Origin of the sequence: Niastella populi (assembly GCF_002078015.1) — a bacterium.
Classification (GTDB): Bacteria; Bacteroidota; Bacteroidia; order Chitinophagales; family Chitinophagaceae; genus Niastella; species Niastella populi.
Genome location: NZ_LWBP01000100.1, coordinates 1 through 17,954 on the forward strand (window position 1 = coordinate 1; position 17,954 = coordinate 17,954).

Genomic DNA, 17,954 nt, shown 5'->3' on the forward strand with positions numbered 1-17,954 from the left:
TTGCCCCATAATCATACCACTCTAATCCACTGCCATCACTAAACTCTTTATTCCGTTGCTCTTTACCGTTGCACTTAAATTTATTCTCAGGCGCTCCGAAGTTCAATGCTTTGCTGCTTATTCCCGCCATCGTTAACCCAAATGGGTAGTAATCATCGTCCCCATTTTATAGCTTCCACAGATTTTCGGGAAGCTATTTTATAATGCTGTTCAATGAACTCTAACAGTCTCCAAAATAGGTTTTTTATTTTTCAATTGAAAGAAAAAAATCCGGGCATACAACTATTTGCGCTGATGGATGCGTTTCTCAGAAGCCATAAAGCTAAAAAGGCTTATGCCTCTTGAAAATGCAAAAAGCCCGGCAGCGCCGGACTTTTACATTTTCAAGACTGTGCAACCCTACATTTCCTAAAAACAACTATAGAAGATACTACAAAACTTGTTATCGCTATTATATGTATACCTATATCAATAAATTCAGTTTTTTGATATAGCAAACCCTTAACCGCATCGAATGTCAGAAACTTCTTCTCACTTAATAATGGGATGCTATTCAAAACAAACAGGCACAATATGGCATAACATATAATCCTTACTTTAAGCGATAGCGTATACTTACGTGATAAAAGGCCAAATAATAAAAATGTAACAGAACCTATTGCTGCATAAAAAACATTCAACCATATTGCATAAGAAAATATTTCAGCACTTAGAGGATGAAATGCTATTTGAGATAGCACCAGTATCAAAATAGATACCACCGAATATACAAGGATAAATTTAGTAGCGTCTTTCATTTACTGAAATTTTCGTTTTTGTGCCGATGCGATTTCTGATAAAGAACTGCTGTCGCAAGTCCGTAAAATAGAAAAACTCACTGACGATAAAAAAGAAGCTCGTTAAAGAGTTTCCCGATGCGTTAATATTCAAAGCCGATTTGCAGAAGCAATTGGCTTTATAAATAGAGCCGCAGCAGGCGCTACGGCTTTTAGTTATCGAATAGCATTACAAATTTTACTTGCTAATACTATTATAAGAAGATACTACTGTTATCTTATCATACCAAAAAATCCGGGCTTTTTCGGGAGCTCCTTTAGTATTATAAGTTATTGGTATTTCTTTTCCTATCGAAAGTCTTCCTGTTACTTTTACGGTAAGCGGAAGATGTTCCCCATCCCATAAATCATTCGCATTTACTAAATCTTTTCTTACAGGCTCTAAATAGAACCGTTCAACACCTTCTAAGAATTTTACATCTTTAAGTTTTGTTTCAAACCATTGTGGGCAACCACATTCTATTGCAGCGTAAGAAACAGTAATCGTAATTGTTTTATCAGAGAGTTCTTTCTTTGAAGAGTCTGAGACGGTGTCTTTACTTGATATAACAGATGTAGCTTTAAAATTACTACTATCTGCAGAACTATTTGATTTATCAGGACTACCACAACCAACTAATAACTGAATTATTGAAATAATAAGAGAGAGTTTCATTCTATTTGTTTTAGTTACCTAAATTCAAATACCATCTTGCCCATGCAGCTCCATTAACGCTTCTTGACTTCGCAGGGGTCGATGCGCCAGTGGGGGCTCCTGGATACCAATAATTTATCATCAACTGCCCTCCTCTGTCAGTAGCACCAAATGTAGTATTAGAAGAACCGGTGGCAGCCGGATTCATATGAGCACCCGCCGCTCCATATACGTAAGCACCTGTAACTATTGCCAACTCCATAGGAACCTTGAATGGAAAACCTTCCAGTTCTGCTTCAACAGGTAAATACACTACAAATGCTGCATCCATAGCTTCGTTTTTCTCAATGAATTAAAAATATGGCTGGTGTTTATCCTGATTAACTCAACCAAATATCCGCGAAATGCAGAGGCTGTCTTTTGTGTGCAGTGTTCAATAGCGTTATTTCACCTTCTTTCCATTCATTGCAAGCTTTGTCTTTATAGTTACCGGTATTTCCTTACCCATCATTTGAAGGGACCCTTTCAGAGTAGAACTGGTATTATTTTTAAGTACTATGCCAGTATTCGTTTCCACCTGGTATTCGCTTTCCTGGTCACCTTCATGTCACTGGTAATCGAATATCCCATCATATTGGATTGTCCTTTTTCACTGGTCAATTCACCTTCAGACTCAATGGTGGCAACTCCATCTTCTATATCTTTCAATTTAAAGCTGGAAGTCACATTCATATCAATCTCACCTTTTTGCTTTGTGCTTTTTGTCCAGGTGTCACCAAAGTTTTTTGCAGATTCAGGCAGAACAGTGAACAACTGTTCGATACTTTTCCTTATCATACCATCGCCTATCACTTTTTCCCATTGGGTAGCAGCCATACTGCGGCTTGTTTCATCCTTAAAACCACTCAGTATTTTTTCACCAAGTTCTTTGTAACCATTTATTTCGACCACCCTGCCGGTTGGTGAAACCGTAGCTGAAATACTGGCCACCTTTAAATAGCCCAGCATTTTCTCAGTGGGTCGAGTGTAGCAGCCGGATTGGCCGCATCGAATTCGGTTTCCTTGTCAGTTGTTTTGGAATACAGGTGTATATTATCATAGTGCATTTTCAATAAATAATTGCCTGCACTGTCCTTTTGAATATCATAAGTAACAGCAACATCGGATTTATGCAGCACATTTACTTCTTTGCCATTCACTTCAAGTTCGGTTTCCGATTCGTTAGCGATTGTATATTCATACCTGGCACCTGGCGAGAAACTTATTTTCGATCTGTAAGAACCATCGCCATTAGTATCACTAACGATTTGCTGCTGGTTATTTCCTTTCTGTAAGTGTGCGTTTTTATCTTTTTTTGAATTGGTTCCACAGGAAAGAATTAGAAACACGCAACTGACAGAAAATAATGATGACCTTCGTAAACTCATAATACGTTCATTTCTTTATGGAATTCTAAAATCAACTCTCATGGAATCAGGATCGTCATTTTCCGGTAAGGATGCAACAAAATAAACAGGCTTTGCCTGATGATCAGTAGAGTCCATTTCTGTAACCTGTTTTCCATCTACCACATATGGCCATTCCCTATAATACACCAATTTGAATTCATGAAGTCTTTTTTTTAGATATTTCTTGAAGTCATATTTATGCGCAATGTTAGATTTAATCTCCAATGTTTTTCCCGGTTGTAAAAAAATGAAGTTGGCTGTATCTAAATTTGGAACGATTAAATCTGTTGGACCGTCTTCGTAGTTTAAATAATTTTCCTGGTCTGGCTGACCTGCAAAGTCCAACCTGTCGTAGCTTTTCTTTTCCATAATACTAAACAACTCTAATTTGGCAGAGTCAAAAGGCAGTAATGGTTTATAAATTGCCAGCTTATTATTCCAGTTATTGGTTATTACGGTTTTTACCATTATAGAATCTACAGAAAAAGGTTGCACTTTTAATTGTAAATAAATAAAAGGAGCCGGTTTTATTATTGCGTTGGAAGGTTCTTTTCCCTCATCTTGTTTAACGGTTTCCTGTTTTGAATTGTCATCAGACCCACATTTTACAAAAATGATTATGCTCAATATTAATAGTAGTCTGTTCATATCAATAACTTATAATACGAATAAATGTAAATCAAATAATTTAAAAAGATCCTTCGATGTAATATTCAAAAGCGTCTGCATGGCGTAAAGCCTGATTGGCATCGCTACTAATTAACCTCCGGACTCTCGGGATCCCATAAACTTTGTTCCCATATTTATCAAAATCTGTAGTATTTCCTACGTTTTGAAAATGGGACAGTTCATGAATAATCGCTCCGGCCTGACTATCCGGGCCCATCTGCGGCGAATTCCAGAACTTTGCATCCAAAAAGACGTCGAAACCCAGATCAGTTTTATACACGTGCGCCCAGCCCGATTTCTTACCCTCAAAAATTTGCTTTTTATAATTATCATTTTGTAACCAGCGTTTAATGATGCTCATTTCTTTTTTAACCCGTTTTTCGATTATTTTTTTTGCGGCGTTATCGTCACGACCAAAATGTCTTTTGAAATACGCCTTGTGTGCCGGATTCCATGTTTGAAGTTCAAGCAACCTTATTGCTAACAAATTATAAGCATTTTGTAACGCATTTTTAATTGTTGCCAACTTACCGGGATCTGTAAAATAGTCATTTGAGAAATCCTTCCACCAGTCATTCCAGTAATGATTTGGCGGTTTGGGAGGTTGGGGGATATTAACACCGCCTCCACTTGCCATACCTACCGGAGCAGCTTTTTGAACTACTATTAAACACCTTCGATAACTGATTGGCCCCCTGAATGACCACACTTGCCGCCAATTTACCAATTCCCCCCAATCCTGACAATAATCCAAGCCCGGCCCCGGTTCCCATTGATGTCCAGGTGTCATCGCCAGTAGCCATGCCAACTACCCCACCAACAAAGGCACCCGTGATCGTTGTCACAGCCAGCCTTCCAGCCAGCGTTAAACCGGTAAAAATGCTTCCGCCATTGGGGTCAATATTATTTGCCGGATCATTGCCCATACCGACATAAGGGGAAGCAAATTCTTCATAAGGATCCTGCTGCGCCCACCGGCCTATTTGCGGATCATAACTTCTCAAGGCAAAATCATTCCACCCAATATCGTCGTCCATTTCACTGAAAGCCCCTGGTACTGGCGATCTTTCTTCACCATTCCTTCATTCACATGACCCGGTTTCCGGCTACTGATAGCAGCTATTCTTAATCCGTATGCATAATAATGATTTTCTTCTATAATATTACCCCTTATTAAACCCGCTTTCAGGTTATCGAAATAAACATCCTGGTCGCTTTCATTACTTACATAAACATATACATACCCATTTTTGGGCGCTTTGATGCCAAAGCCTAATGACAATCCGGCACTTCCGACTGAAGCTTCCACCTGTTGCTGCATTACACCACCATCAACCGCTTCAATAAAATTAAATCGTTCATCAAAGAACAAGGCAGTTAAAAAAGCCCTCGGCCTGTTTGTTCCATCTGATGCCGGTCGAACCGCAATTAAAAAACCGTTTGTATAAGTCTGCAAAGGGTAACTACAACAAACACCCCCAAACGCAAAAATCCTCCCGAAATATCGGGAGGATCTTTTTCTTCCATGACTTAAAGGTTGCTAAATCAAGATATGTGTTGTTACGGGTTGTTCGTTACTTTCATCCTGCCCCGGAAGCCTTTAGGCTCCCGGTTACGGATTACACATTTCCAGAGGATAAGTAACTATTTATAAATCGATAGTAATTAAGGTTGCAGGTAACCTGGGTTCTGGCCGAACTCTTTTGGATTCAGTAAGGTATTCAATTCAGCTGTAGGAACCGGACGTAACCAATGATACGGCTCTATTAAAGTCTGATCAGGATTCCATTTTTTAATATACTCAACCCATTTAGACTGATCGTGGAATACACGCTTCAGATCGTACCAGCGCAATAATTCACCGGCGAACTCTCTTGCCCGCTCATCGAGGATGAATTCGATATTAATATCAGCGGCAGTAACATCCAAAGCTCCGGGGGTCAATGCAGCTCTTTCCCTGATCCTGTTTACGTAGGGAACTGCACCAGCCGGATCACCCAGACCCACGTATGCTTCTGCAGCAATCAGATACACTTCGGCCAAACGCATGATCATAGCATCAGCAAAGTCAGTAGTACCAGTCCAGGTGCGGTTAGGATTCATGAACTTTATCAGTGAAGGGAAATAGTTAGTGATCACCTTGCCTGGATCAATTGCTGCGCCCTGACCATGTACCGGATTTATATACAGGTCACTGCTGCCTACAGCCATCCAGGGCACTACCTTACCATCATAACCCAAATCCCCTTTTTTACATCTCATTGCGGTATCGCCTATGTTAATTGTTTTTCCAATAACACTGGCATCCTTCCCATAATTCGCAACAGGGTTGTGCTGTGCAGTCCATGTATGTACCTTATTGGCAAACCATGTTTCCTGGAAACTTGCGCTATAACGAACATCCTTAGTTTCATCAAACAGATCGAGCAGATGCCAGGTGGGCATTACGCGTTGTTCGTTATCAACGCCATAAGCATTTACATATGCATTCTCCATCCCCGGCCTGTCTCTATATTTTGTCATAGCCCATTTGAATATCCGGTTACCATTTGCGCCGGTTAGTGCATTCAGGGCACTGTTCTCCTGGCTATACGCAAGCACAAAGAGCGCTTCTTTGTTTGTTGCTCTGGCTGCTGTAGAAGCATTGACAGATGCGCCTACCTCTTTAAAGGTCTGAAACAAGTCGGTACCCAGCGCTGTTCTGTTATTGATAAGCTCAACGGCAGCGTCTTTTGCTTTAGTGAACCAGGACTGTGCATCAGCTCCTGTTGAGTAATATGCCCTTGTAAGATATGCTTTTGCCAACATGCCCATCGCCGCTTTTTTGGTAGCCCTGCTGTATTCAGCTGCAGGCCATGAAACGGGCAGGTTATTTTTGGCAAATTCAAGATCACTAATGATCACATCGTAAAACTCCTCTGGCGTATTGCGTTTTGCATACAAGTCAACACCATCGGCGCTTTCCTTTGTTTTCAGCATTACACCGCCAAATTGTTCTACAAGATGGAAATTATACAAAGCCCTTAAAAAGCGTAACTCACCAAGGCGATTATTTTTTTCCGTTTCATTTGTAAAATTGGCGTCGTCGATACGGTTTATACCTGCATTACAAAGGTTGATCGATTTGTAAAACGAGGTCCAGGCTTTTGTTGTCTGGCCTTGCCCGGGTTGCAATGCCTCATAATACACTATCTGTCTCGCATAACCTGATCTGCCGGCAGAATACCAAAGATCGCTGCCTGTTTCCAATAAAAAGAAACCGTCTTCCTGGCCATACAAGAAGTGTAACTCCTGATAAGCGGAATTCACAAGGCTTTTAAAGCCTTCAGGGTTATTCCATAAATTCTCAGCCGTACCGCTGTGCGGGTTATATTCTTCCAGTTGTTTTTTACAGGAAGTTGCAGAAGTAACAAGAAGAACTGCTGCCGCGTATGATAAATTTCTAAGCTTTTTCATTTTGTAATAATGATTTTAAGAGTTGAGAACTATTAGAAATCGATGTTTGCACCAAACACAAACTGGCGTGTTATTGGTGAATTTTCAGAACCACCTCTTTCCGGATCATAATTCTTCAGGTACTTGTTTTTTGTCTTGGTGAATACATTATTACCTGTTACATACAGACGAATTCTTTCAGAAAACACTTTTCTGCTGACATGTGAAGGAAGAGAATAAGCAAGCGTTACTGTTTTCAATTTTACAAAAGAGCCATCGATAAAGTTCATTGAATAATAACCAGTATATCCGGCATTGGAATAATTGGCATTATTACGGGGTTGAGGAAAATCGTTGGTTGGGTTATCTTTTGTCCAGTAGTCAAAGGCTGCAATACCATTACCTGTACCGTCTACATTAAACCTACCAGCCATGAATTCGGCGTTGATGATCTGACCATAACGGGCAACCATATACACGCTCAATTCCAGGCCTTTGTAGCTAAAGGTATTCTGAAAACCGCCAAACCATTTTGGCACATCAGCACCCTGGAAACTTTGGTCAAGAACCGGTTCAATTAAATTATTATCATTAACATCTTTTACTTTAATATCACCAGGCTGGTATACATAGTTACCAAACTTTTGTTGCAGGTCTTTATTTTCATCTGTTTGCCAGATACCTAACTTGGTATAACCATACCATGACTTTACAGGATGGCCAATCATTAATGACCCTTTTTCACCATTAAGGATATCCTTGTCAGTGATCAGTCGGGTAATTTTTTCGCGGGCCGCTGTAAACGTAACGGTGCTCGTCCATTTGAAGTCGCGGTTGTTCACGTTAACAGTTGACAATGCAACCTCAATACCCTCGTTCTCTGATTCACCCACGTTCTGCCACATTTCAGAAAATCCTGATGAGGTAGGTAATGGGCGTTTGTAAAGGATATCAGTAGTTTTCGTCTTATATACATCAACGGTACCAAATATGCGGCTTTTGAATAAGGCAAAATCAAGGCCGAGGTTGGCAGTGGCCGATTTTTCCCAACCGAGACCGAGGTTACCAGCAAGCAGGTTAAAGTTGGCAATCGGCGATGCGGTAGCACCAATGATAGCGTTCCCCATACTCAGCACACTTTGTGTACCATACGGCTGCACAGAAGCGTTACCTGCCACACCATAAGTAGCGCGAATCTTTAAATTGTTTACAAACCAGGCATCTCGCATGAAATTTTCCTGGTGAATATTCCAACCCAAACCTGCAGAAGGGAAATAATCCCATTTGTTATCTTTTGACAAACGGGAAACACCGTCAGCACGCAATGTAGCCTGTAACAGGTACTTACCTTTAAAAGTATAATTCAAACGACCAGCATATGAGAAAGACGTCGTTTTCGTAAAATCAGACTCAGTGGTACGGGTAGTTGTTTGTGTACCATTCAGGTTATAAAATTCATTGGTAAGCAGGTTCAGCCTAACACCACCTGCAATGCTTTGGTCCCAATCTGACCGGGTAAAGCTGGTAAGCCCTGTAAGCGTAAAATTATGGTCGGCTATCCTCTTGTTATAAGTAACCACATTATCCCAGCTATAAAAACGGGTAAACTCATTAGTTACTCTTGCGGTAGCGCCTACTCCATCATTATAAGCTTCGATAGTAAGAGAGTCATAATATTGTCCCCTTCTGCTGTAAGTAAGTGTTGTTCCGAAATTACTTTTGATACTTAAACCGGTTATCGGTGTAACTTCAAGAAAAGCGTTGGCAATTATATTACCTCTGCCAGTATTGTCTTTATAGGATCCTGAACGCTCGTCAACAATAGGACTAAGGAGATTTTTATTTTTAGGATTATAAATAGTATCCACTGGTATGCCCGGGAATGGTCTTATATTTCCCGACGCATCGTAAACCTGCCCCAACGGAGAAACTACTGTAACCTGTGACATTGGGTCGGTGCGGCGGTTCCAGTTCTGATAGGTCAACTGAGTCATAAACCCGGCCTTGAACATATTACTGATACGCTGATCATAGTTCAGACGCGCATTATAACGGGTATTATCAGTACCACGCAATACGCCCTCTTCCCTATAAACACCGGTAGAAAAAAATACTTTTGTTTTATCTCCTCCGGATTGAATAGAAGCCGTATGGCTTTGTTCAATACCGTTGCGGGTGGCTACATCCAGCCAGTCAATCCACTGGTTATTTTGATAGTAAGCCCTTTCAGCATCATTGGGTAACACATCCTCATTGGTTTCAGCAACCTGGTTGTTACCATGATAAGCGTGCTTTCTAAAATCTAAAAATTGCTGGCCAATACGCGCTTTGGGATAACTTACAGTGTTGAAACCATAAAAGCCATTATAAGAAACCTTAGGCCGGTCTTTACCTCTTTTGGTGGTTACGATGATAACACCATTGGCGCCCATCCAACCATATATGGCCGTAGACGATGCATCTTTCAATACTTCCACCGACTCAATATCGTTGGGATTCAGATCAGAAAGGCTTCCACCCTGAAAACCATCAATGATAACCAGAGGCTCACTGGATGATCCTGGAACAGAACCTTTATCAGTAACACCACTTAATGTTCTGTTACCGCGCAATTGTATGTTTACACCGCTTCCGGGTGCGCCACTGCTACGGGTAATATCTAAACCGGGAATTCTACCCTGCAATGCTTCTGCAGCATTCATTACAGGCGTTGCAGTTACCATACCAGGTTTTACCGAATACACGGAACCGGTAAGGTCTCTTCTTTTTGAAGTACCATAACCTACCACTACCACCTGGTCGAGGTCGGCATTGTCGTAGGTCATGCTAATGTTAAATGTTGAATCGTTCCCCACTCTTTGCTCCTTTTGTAAAAAGCCTACAAAGCTGAATACAAGAACGGAATTTTCAGAGGGAACCGGGAGGCGGAAAGTTCCTGTTACATCGGCGGTGACACTTATTCGTGTGCCCCACACGTTCACATTGACCCCGGGCAACGGATTACCCGACGGGTCTTTGATCTTCCCTGTAACAACCCTTTCCTGCGCGATCAGGTACGTGCAGTTAAGTAGCATAAAAAACGCCATCAGGCATTTCAAGGACGACGGTTTTCCAATCATACAACAGTTGTTTAAGATTTATGTTTTAACAATTGAGAGGAGCAAATATTAACCAAGGACCTACGTGCATAGCTACGCGTAAAGAGATGGGGTGGATGTGGTTTTTCTGGATATTGCATAATAGATCACAAGAAACGGCCAGCGGCCGGGTGAAACAATGTCATTTTTTCTTAAAAAGATGGAACATCTTACTATTTCATACAGGCAATCCTATTCTTCTGAAATATTAAGTGTATTCCATTGATATATAATTCATGTCTACGTATAACCATAAGGTTACGACCTAGTCACTTCATATTTTTTTACTATATGGCAATGATTATTCTATACAATAATCCATTTCAGTGAACATTGGCTGCAATCGTCGTTATTTTTCAAATAACCAGTCCAACGCACCGGCGTTTTCTGTAACGCCTAAACCGGCATCTACTGTCGGCAATGGATCATTTTCATTTATAAAGCCTAATAATAAGCAGGAACCTTTTGCTAACGTAAGTGTATGTGTCCCGGCTTGAAACGTAAATGCATGTATGTTTATTGCAGGGAATCCATCTATTGCTATGGCATTGGCCACTTTTGTTTCGGCCTGGCCATAATCATTGGCGCTTGCATCGATCTCCAAAGTTGGCTCGGGTAAGTAGGCGCTGTTCTTTTCCGCGAAGTATCCTACCAGTACTTTTACCGGTTGCGCCGTTTTAAATGTCAGTGAAGTTCCTTCCACTATCTGGCGGCTCTGGCTGTAATGTATACCCTGCAAACCGGTGAGTAAAGCGGGTACTTCATTGATCACCACCGTAACATCGGGCCATACCTGGGCATTCTTTTGTACGGTATACCTTTTTATATTCTCTGTAAGTATTTCAACCGGTGCATTCTTCAACGGCTTCATAGAAGCAATACCATGTCCTGCCCCCTGCTGCTGCTTCAGCACCTGAATGTGCTTTTTGAAATTCTCCAGCTCGTTCTGGTAAATGGGCAGCAATTCTACCCAGGTCTTATTCTTCGCATACCTGCCAACTACAGGGATCTTCCGTTGCGCCGTTTGCATACTGTTGGCATACAGGTACGTGGTATCGGTACGGCCTGCCAGGTCGGCAAAATGCGCCACGCTCTTCTCCAGTAACGGCACCGCCTGCTCCAGGTCGGCTATCTTATTCGAATATTTATATTTCAACACCTGTATGGCGGCCCTTGCCTTCCAGGCATAGTACTGCGCCATCGACTGGTAACAATACATATCATTCTTCAGGCGGTTGAACTCTTCGCGATTACTTTTTATATATGGCGCTGCCCTTTCAATGGCTGCTACCGCATCGGCTCCATGTACAATAATTTCATCGGCTATTTGCACCGGCGTTTCACCGATATGTGGTATTCCATTCGCTTCCTTCGCTGCATAGTCGATGATCATTTCTCCCAACGGGCTTTCGCTGTCATACATCAGGGTGAACAAACCGAAACGTTTGGGATCTATCAACTGGGTCATCAACATGCCCAGCGTCATCGTTTGCCGGTTGCCATCGGTAATACCATACCTTCTTAATATTTTGGGCGAAATTTCACCGGAATGTTCATAAGCATCTACAATATGTTTTGCCTGCGTTGGTGTGCAGCCAAACTTCGCAGCGAGGCTGCCTGACCAATAGTCTATTTCACCTTTACGGTCGCGATTGCTTTTCCAGGCATAACGTGCCCATGTACGGTACCAGATCCAGTCGCGTTCTATCTCAAGCAAACGGGGTGTTGTTTTGTCGGCTGCATATGGCCAGTCCCAATACGAATGTTGCGGATACAGGTGCAGGCCGTTTGCCTCCATAATAGAGTGCATGGCTTTTACGCTTTTTTGTATAAAGTCGGGCGAACCATAACGGAACGGCTCGAGGTTGGCGAGGATGTGCACATTTTCTATTTGTACAGTTCCTATGCGGCTCAGTGTGCGGTGCAGTTCGGCCCATTGACCGCGCGGCTCATAGGTTGTAAGCGCTTCGCCATTGAACTTTGCTTCGGTATAAAGGTTCTTATATAGCGGCAACGCTTCTTTCATTACGCGCGGCGCATCGGTATCGTGCGCGCGCAAAACGATCGGCGGCTCATCTTTTTTACCTAAGATCTTCAACCCATCCTGCACACCGGGTATAATGGTTTTGCAGAACCAGTCAACATCGTCCTGCCCTACCCCTTCCATTGCTTCGCCCAGTGCAACCATTAACCCCACATTAGGATACTTGGCCACAAATGCGGCTATCGATTTGCGGGTGTAATCTGCGATCAGCGGAATGATGGGCCGGTTACGGTCCTGCGTTTTGATGTTATGTTTTTCGGCAAATGGCTTCGACACAATAATATTATAGAACATCTGTATTACCCAGATACCGCGGCGGTCTGCTTCCCGGGTTAGGAATGAGAACAGTTCTTCGTTCTTTTTAAAAGTGGCATCATCTACTTCTACCGCATATGGATACTCATTGGTGCGCACCAGCGAGGCAAAAGGGTGCCCGTTCCACAGGTACAATGAGTTCATGCGGTTCACCACCAGTGAGTCGAGGTATTGGATCCAAAGGGCTTTATCATATAACCAGGGAAAGGTTTCAGGCGTATAAGGATATTCATATACCGTTCTGCCCGGTAAATAATACGGTTTCTGTACGCCAATACAGGTTCCGCGCAAAACCATTTCGGGTTTATCGGTGAGGGATAAACCGGCGGGGATCGCTTTATGACCGGCCACCTGTTCGGCCAGTTCCATACAGCCATATAAAGTACCGGAGGCATCGGTACCGGCAATGATAACTGCTTTGTCATTGCCTTTTATCGAAAAGCCTTCCCTGCCTGTTGTGTCGGGTTGCAGTTTGTAGCCTGCTACCGCTTTTTTTACCAGCGCATCGCTATAATTACCGGCCACAATAGTGATACCGGCAGCGGCGGTTTTCAGTTCTGTTGCCACCGTTACTTTGTAACCAGCCGTGCGTAAGGCAGCTGTAAGCTTTTCTGCTCCATACTTTATACGGGAAGAATTATTTGCAGTGACGATAGTAACATTCTTATCCACGGGTTTATCGGAAGCCCAAACTGTGTTCAGGATCAAAACACTTACAACCAATACAAGAAAGCCTTTCATTAGATATGTGTGATTTATGATATTACTGTTTAGTTATTTTTATTATGGAAATACGTTTTCTGCATTTCCATTAGCACATTAGCATATTAGCTAATTATCTCATTAAGCTTCACTCCGCCCCTTTCGCTCGACAGATAGGCCGCTTCCACGCAAGCCATGGTATAAATGCAATCATCGACCGAATTATCGGGCTTTGGAATATTGCCGGCGGCAGCGTGCATCACCTGTTCCATACTGCCGATAAAGGCATGCGGGAACCAGCTTCCTTCTATTTCCAGCGTTTTCCATTCGCCCGGTTCTTTACCGGTCAGCGTTATATATTGAAACTGATCAGCTACCCCATGCGGGTAGTTCATCAACAAGCCCATATTAATTTTTATGGCGCCCTGCGTTCCCTCGAATTTTATATACGAGTGCTGGTGCGCCAGACCGAATTTGTGACAGTGATTGGTTATTATGTTTGCCCGTACCGTATCGCCATAATCCATGATGATATTGCTGCGTACGGAAGCCAGCTGGCTCATTTCGGGGTGTTTTACCGTTTTGGCATATAAGCCGCCCGGGTTACCGAGGAACGACCTTACGAGGTCGATATAATGTATACTGTGGTATAATATTTCTACACGGGGCGATTCGAACAGGAAGGTCCATAAATGCCAGGGTGTGTATACGTTCACATTGATCTCCATATCGCAAACCTGTCCCAATGCCCCCTGTTGTATGAGCTTTCTTGCCGCTTTAATAAATGGAGCATAACGTAACTGGAAATTGATTGCTGCTACCAGTTGTTTATCGTGGGCAAATTTCAGTATGGCTTTTGCCTCCTGGTAGTTAGTGCCCATTGGCTTTTGTATAAGCACTGCCGAACCGGCGGGCAAATGATCGAGCACTTGGATGATGGCGGAACCGGGCACGGCCACATCATACACCACGGGCTCTACCTTCAGCCGCACAACATCTTCCATGGTTTCGAATACCATAGGGATATTGAATTTCAGCGCCAGGGCTTTCGCCTTTTCTTTATCGACATCGTAAATACCGGCCACATTGAAACCGGCCAGTTGATAAGCCGGCAAATGGGCATCGTTTACAATACCCCCTGCGCCAATGATAATTATGGGTGCCTTATATGATAATTGTTCTTTCACTTATTAATTGTACAAAGTGACAAAAGTAGCAGTTTATGGTTTGTAGTTTATGGTTTATAGTTGTTCACGTTTAACCTAAAGATTAAACTCAGGCTTCCCGGGTTGCAGGCAACCAGAAACTATAAACAAAAAACTATAAACTGCCCAGATAATTTCCATATGTTAAGGCAAGCACCGCTATTACCAGGATAACCAGGGCCAGCACAAGCGTAGCAATCGTTTTCTGGCGGCATTTCGCCCATTCCTTCAGCAACAAACCAGCCACCGAGCTGAACAATACCAGCATGATCATATGTATTGCCCAACTGCTATATTGGTATTTCCCCATGCGTACATGCCCCAGCCCGTAAAAGAAGAACTGTGAATACCACAAACAGCCGGTAAGCACAGCCATGACAAAATTAACCAGTAAGCGGTTGTTTGGCCCGGTTTGCCGGTACTCGCCAAACGTTCTCTCTTTACGATGCAGGTAAATGCAATATATAAGGGTAGATATAAAAGCTCCGGTATTTGAAAAAATGTAAACAATATTGATCCTGAAATTTCCCGCGCCGTAATCCTCCGCTATTTTGGCTATAGGTTCGCCCTGATCGATGGAGAACCCATACACGGCCGACAATACGCCGGCCAGAAAACAAAGCGGCAATCCTTTGGCCAGTGAAAACGAACTTCCCAGCGTTTCGCTGATCTTCAGATCATTTTCCTTAAACCTTCCGGCCACACCGCAACAGGCAATGCCCAATGCGCCTATCGTTATACCGGCGATTATCCAGCCGGCGCCATTCTGACTAAACAATGAGGTCAGTTGCCCATGCACCAGCGGCGGCAACAGGGTGCCCAGCACACACGAGATCCCTACTGCGATGGCATAGGTCAACGAAAAACCTACGTACCTGATGGCCATGCCGAATGCGGTTCCGCCAATTCCGTAAGCCACTCCGTAAATGAACGTCTTTATCATTGCATCGGCAGGCGCTTCCTGCAGTACCCTGCCTATTTGGGGAATGGTTAACCATGCGACCACCAGGGGTAATAACAACCAACAAACTGCTGCCTGGGCCAGCCAATACGTTTGCCACGACCACCGCGCCACTTTTTTCTGCGGGGTATAACACATGGCAGCGCAGGAGGCTCCTACTGAATGATATATTACTCCGGTTATTACTTCCATTTATTAATGCAATTCGTTTTTCGTGAATCGGCCCCCCCTTCCCCCTTCCCCGGTAGGGGGAGGGAGACTATTTCATAGCTCAATTTTCCTTGTATTTATCACCTTTATCAACCTTGTCAACTCTATCAACTCTATTACCCTGTCAACTCCCTCACTACAGATTATAAAAAGCTACCGCATTGCTATTTACCACTTTTTGCATTGCTGCGTCGGTGAGTATATTCGATAACGCTTTTAAATACTTCTGCCAGGTTTGCTTATACCCACCCGCCAGCAGTGAAACCGGCCAGTCGCCGCCGCAAACACAGCGGTTCTCTCCAAAATGCTCCAACACAAATTCAAGATATGGTTGAATATCTTCTTCCGTCCAGGCATCGCCTTTTTTTGAACAGGTGCCCAGCCCCGAGATCTTAACGTAAAAGTTTTTGTGCGAAGCAACCGCTTTCATCAGCTGCCCCCATTCGCCAAACCTGTCGCCTGAAGCGATGGGCGGCTGGTTCATATGATCGAGCATCAGCCGCAACTCGGGAACTTTGTGCGCTACTTCCAGCGCCGTTATCAGGTGTTGCGGGGTTACGCCCACCACATCATACGGCACATCATAAGCGGCCAGCACAGAAAGGCTTTGCGTTACTGTGGGTTGTAACAACCATTGCGGATCCGGTTCGTCGTGGATCAAATGGCGCACTCCTTTGAAATAAGGATTTCCCAGGTATTCTTTGAGGGCGGTAGCCGTGAACGAAGGGTCTTTTAAAGGCATCCAGCCTACAACCCCTTTTATAAAGCCGGTTGCACCAGCAACCTGTAACATCCAATTGGTATCTTCGAAATTATTCGCTGCCTGTACCAGCACCCCGCCTGTTATAGCGGTATCCTGCTGTTCGGCCTGCAATTCTTCAATATCGTAATTCCGGTTAAGAACAGAGGTATCATTCTTTAACCATTCATATTCTGCTTTTGCGAAATTCCATATGTGAACATGGGTATCGATGACTTCCATAGCAATCGGTTTATATCGGCTTATGAATTATGTTGAAGGTGACCGCAAGTTACATGGTAAAAATTTCAAATAAACAATTTTCACCATTCCCCGCCAGTCGAGCTGTGCCACATTTCTTTTCGACGCTGCCGGGAAATGTGGCTCACCACACCTGTTTACACTTCATAATCCGATATCGGCTGTTTTTTTAGTCCAAACTGCTCTTCTATTTGTTCGTTATGTTCACCCAGCAATGGCGCCCCGATGTTCGACGTATATATTTCGCCATCTATCCTAATCGGGCACCTTGTGGTGGTTATTGACAACCCATTGCTGGTCTTTACTTTCAGTTCCATGTTTAGCATCTGGTAACCGTTCTCCTGTACCAGGGTATCGTAATCCAACACCTTTGCACACCAGATATCCGCCGGTTCCAGCACAGCCAGCCAGGCGTCGGTATTGCGGCCCAGTAAATGACTGGCCAGAATTGTCTTTATTTCATCACGCTTCACAAACCATTCTGCCGTATTCGTGAATTGCTGCAATGCATCGCATTGCAACAGGGTTGCCAGCTGGGTTATGTTTCCCATGGCCAGCGCCAGGTACCCATCGGCGGTTTTGTAAATGCCATACGGGGCCGATAAATATGCGTGACCATTATTGATCTCACTGCGCACGGGAAGTTCGCGGCCATCGTTATAAAAACAGGTGAGCACTTCAAACTGAAAATCGAGGATCGATTCGAGCATGCTTACCTGTACCAGGCTGCCTTCATTGGTTATGGTGCGTTGGAACAATGCTGCGAGAATACCCTGCGCAATATGGGTTCCGGCCAGAATATCTACCACGGCCACACCCATGGGCGTTGGATTATCGCTGCGGTTGCTGCTTAACCAGGTCAACCCCGATACGGCCTGCAACAACAGGTCCTGGCCGGGCAGGTCTTTCCACGGGCCTTCATTGCCATACCCGCTTACTTCGGCATATATGATCTGCGGATTGATCGATTTTACGGTTTCATAGCCGAGCCCCAGCCTTTCCATTACGCCAGGCCGGAAATTGTGCATGAGCACATCTGCGCGGGCAATGATCTGTTTTACCTTTTCGAGGTCTTCCTCATTTTTCAGGTCGGCAGCATAGCTTTGCTTGTTGCGGTTGATGGCATGAAAAATAGTTGACTCCCCTTCTATCATCACGTTCGATACATACAACTGGCGGCAGATATCGCCTACACCTGTACGCTCTATCTTTATTACCTGCGCGCCCATATCGGCCAGACGCAAACCGGCAGAAGGGCCAGATAAAAACTGGCTGAAATCAACTACGATAATATCTTGTAAGGGTTTCATTCTCTGTTAAAAGATTTGTGAACAATGAGTCAGTTGCCGGTTGCCGGT

The 17,954-nt window shown here is 43.6% G+C and carries 15 protein-coding genes; all 15 read right to left on the reverse strand.

Annotated features, from left to right (window positions below):
* Positions 1-1,014: 1,014 nt before the first annotated feature.
* The gene (locus A4R26_RS10045) at positions 1,015-1,491 is read right to left on the reverse strand and encodes a hypothetical protein (protein WP_081163651.1); all 477 of its coding nucleotides are present in this window, start codon (positions 1,489-1,491) and stop codon (positions 1,015-1,017) included.
* A 10-nt stretch (positions 1,492-1,501) separates the two neighbouring features.
* Entirely contained in the window at positions 1,502-1,801 is a 300-nt protein-coding gene (locus A4R26_RS10050) for a hypothetical protein (RefSeq protein WP_081163652.1), read from the reverse strand.
* A 224-nt stretch (positions 1,802-2,025) separates the two neighbouring features.
* Entirely contained in the window at positions 2,026-2,478 is a 453-nt protein-coding gene (locus A4R26_RS10055) for a DUF6263 family protein (protein WP_081163653.1), read from the reverse strand.
* Positions 2,463-2,897 carry a hypothetical protein gene (locus A4R26_RS10060; RefSeq protein ID WP_081163654.1) on the reverse strand — a complete coding sequence of 145 codons (435 nt, stop codon included), beginning with the start codon at positions 2,895-2,897 and terminating at the stop codon, positions 2,463-2,465. Before A4R26_RS10060 ends, A4R26_RS10055 begins: the two co-directional genes overlap by 16 nt.
* A 15-nt stretch (positions 2,898-2,912) precedes the next feature.
* Entirely contained in the window at positions 2,913-3,566 is a 654-nt protein-coding gene (locus tag A4R26_RS10065; RefSeq protein ID WP_081163655.1) for a hypothetical protein, read from the reverse strand.
* Positions 3,567-3,606: 40 nt separating this feature from the next.
* Positions 3,607-4,224: a M35 family metallo-endopeptidase gene (locus A4R26_RS10070; protein ID WP_165760219.1), complete on the reverse strand. Its 618-nt coding sequence runs from the start codon at positions 4,222-4,224 to the stop codon at positions 3,607-3,609.
* Positions 4,202-4,624 (reverse strand): RHS repeat-associated core domain-containing protein, encoded by a 423-nt coding sequence (locus A4R26_RS10075; protein WP_081163657.1) that lies wholly within the window; start codon positions 4,622-4,624, stop codon positions 4,202-4,204. The genes A4R26_RS10070 and A4R26_RS10075 overlap by 23 nt, the downstream gene beginning before the upstream one ends.
* Complete coding sequence (locus tag A4R26_RS10080) at positions 4,588-4,959, reverse strand: hypothetical protein (protein WP_081163658.1); 372 nt, start codon at positions 4,957-4,959, stop codon at positions 4,588-4,590. Before A4R26_RS10080 ends, A4R26_RS10075 begins: the two co-directional genes overlap by 37 nt.
* Before the next feature lie 293 nt (positions 4,960-5,252).
* Positions 5,253-7,043 (reverse strand): RagB/SusD family nutrient uptake outer membrane protein, encoded by a 1,791-nt coding sequence (locus A4R26_RS10090; RefSeq protein ID WP_081163660.1) that lies wholly within the window; start codon positions 7,041-7,043, stop codon positions 5,253-5,255.
* Between the two features lie 32 nt (positions 7,044-7,075).
* Positions 7,076-10,096 carry a SusC/RagA family TonB-linked outer membrane protein gene (locus A4R26_RS10095; protein WP_165760220.1) on the reverse strand — a complete coding sequence of 1,007 codons (3,021 nt, stop codon included), beginning with the start codon at positions 10,094-10,096 and terminating at the stop codon, positions 7,076-7,078.
* A gap of 412 nt (positions 10,097-10,508) precedes the next feature.
* Positions 10,509-13,259 carry an alpha-d-galacturonidase gene (locus A4R26_RS10100; RefSeq protein ID WP_081163662.1) on the reverse strand — a complete coding sequence of 917 codons (2,751 nt, stop codon included), beginning with the start codon at positions 13,257-13,259 and terminating at the stop codon, positions 10,509-10,511.
* Positions 13,260-13,345: 86 nt separating this feature from the next.
* Positions 13,346-14,407: a Gfo/Idh/MocA family protein gene (locus tag A4R26_RS10105; protein ID WP_081163663.1), complete on the reverse strand. Its 1,062-nt coding sequence runs from the start codon at positions 14,405-14,407 to the stop codon at positions 13,346-13,348.
* A 133-nt stretch (positions 14,408-14,540) separates the two neighbouring features.
* Positions 14,541-15,578, reverse strand: coding sequence for an L-rhamnose/proton symporter RhaT (locus A4R26_RS10110; protein WP_081163664.1), 1,038 nt, complete (start codon positions 15,576-15,578; stop codon positions 14,541-14,543).
* 154 nt (positions 15,579-15,732) lie between these two features.
* Positions 15,733-16,578 carry an amidohydrolase family protein gene (locus A4R26_RS10115; RefSeq protein WP_081163665.1) on the reverse strand — a complete coding sequence of 282 codons (846 nt, stop codon included), beginning with the start codon at positions 16,576-16,578 and terminating at the stop codon, positions 15,733-15,735.
* 155 nt (positions 16,579-16,733) lie between these two features.
* The gene (locus A4R26_RS10120; RefSeq protein WP_081163666.1) at positions 16,734-17,906 is read right to left on the reverse strand and encodes a CaiB/BaiF CoA transferase family protein; all 1,173 of its coding nucleotides are present in this window, start codon (positions 17,904-17,906) and stop codon (positions 16,734-16,736) included.
* Positions 17,907-17,954: the final 48 nt, after the last annotated feature.

Excerpts from the sequence above, each read along its gene's own strand:
- A4R26_RS10090 (WP_081163660.1), bottom strand. The coding sequence starts at position 7,043 with ATGAAAAAGCTTAGAAATTTATCATACGCGGCAGCAGTTCTTCTTGTT.
- A4R26_RS10070 (WP_165760219.1), bottom strand. The coding sequence starts at position 4,224 with ATGGCAAGTGGAGGCGGTGTTAATATCCCCCAACCTCCCAAACCGCCA.
- A4R26_RS10075 (WP_081163657.1), bottom strand. The coding sequence starts at position 4,624 with ATGGACGACGATATTGGGTGGAATGATTTTGCCTTGAGAAGTTATGAT.
- A4R26_RS10065 (WP_081163655.1), bottom strand. The coding sequence starts at position 3,566 with ATGAACAGACTACTATTAATATTGAGCATAATCATTTTTGTAAAATGT.
- A4R26_RS10060 (WP_081163654.1), bottom strand. The coding sequence starts at position 2,897 with ATGAGTTTACGAAGGTCATCATTATTTTCTGTCAGTTGCGTGTTTCTA.
- A4R26_RS10055 (WP_081163653.1), bottom strand. The coding sequence starts at position 2,478 with ATGCTGGGCTATTTAAAGGTGGCCAGTATTTCAGCTACGGTTTCACCA.
- A4R26_RS10120 (WP_081163666.1), bottom strand. The coding sequence starts at position 17,906 with ATGAAACCCTTACAAGATATTATCGTAGTTGATTTCAGCCAGTTTTTA.
- A4R26_RS10045 (WP_081163651.1), bottom strand. The coding sequence starts at position 1,491 with ATGAAACTCTCTCTTATTATTTCAATAATTCAGTTATTAGTTGGTTGT.
- A4R26_RS10050 (WP_081163652.1), bottom strand. The coding sequence starts at position 1,801 with ATGGATGCAGCATTTGTAGTGTATTTACCTGTTGAAGCAGAACTGGAA.
- A4R26_RS10115 (WP_081163665.1), bottom strand. The coding sequence starts at position 16,578 with ATGGAAGTCATCGATACCCATGTTCACATATGGAATTTCGCAAAAGCA.
- A4R26_RS10095 (WP_165760220.1), bottom strand. The coding sequence starts at position 10,096 with ATGCTACTTAACTGCACGTACCTGATCGCGCAGGAAAGGGTTGTTACA.
- A4R26_RS10100 (WP_081163662.1), bottom strand. The coding sequence starts at position 13,259 with ATGAAAGGCTTTCTTGTATTGGTTGTAAGTGTTTTGATCCTGAACACA.
- A4R26_RS10110 (WP_081163664.1), bottom strand. The coding sequence starts at position 15,578 with ATGGAAGTAATAACCGGAGTAATATATCATTCAGTAGGAGCCTCCTGC.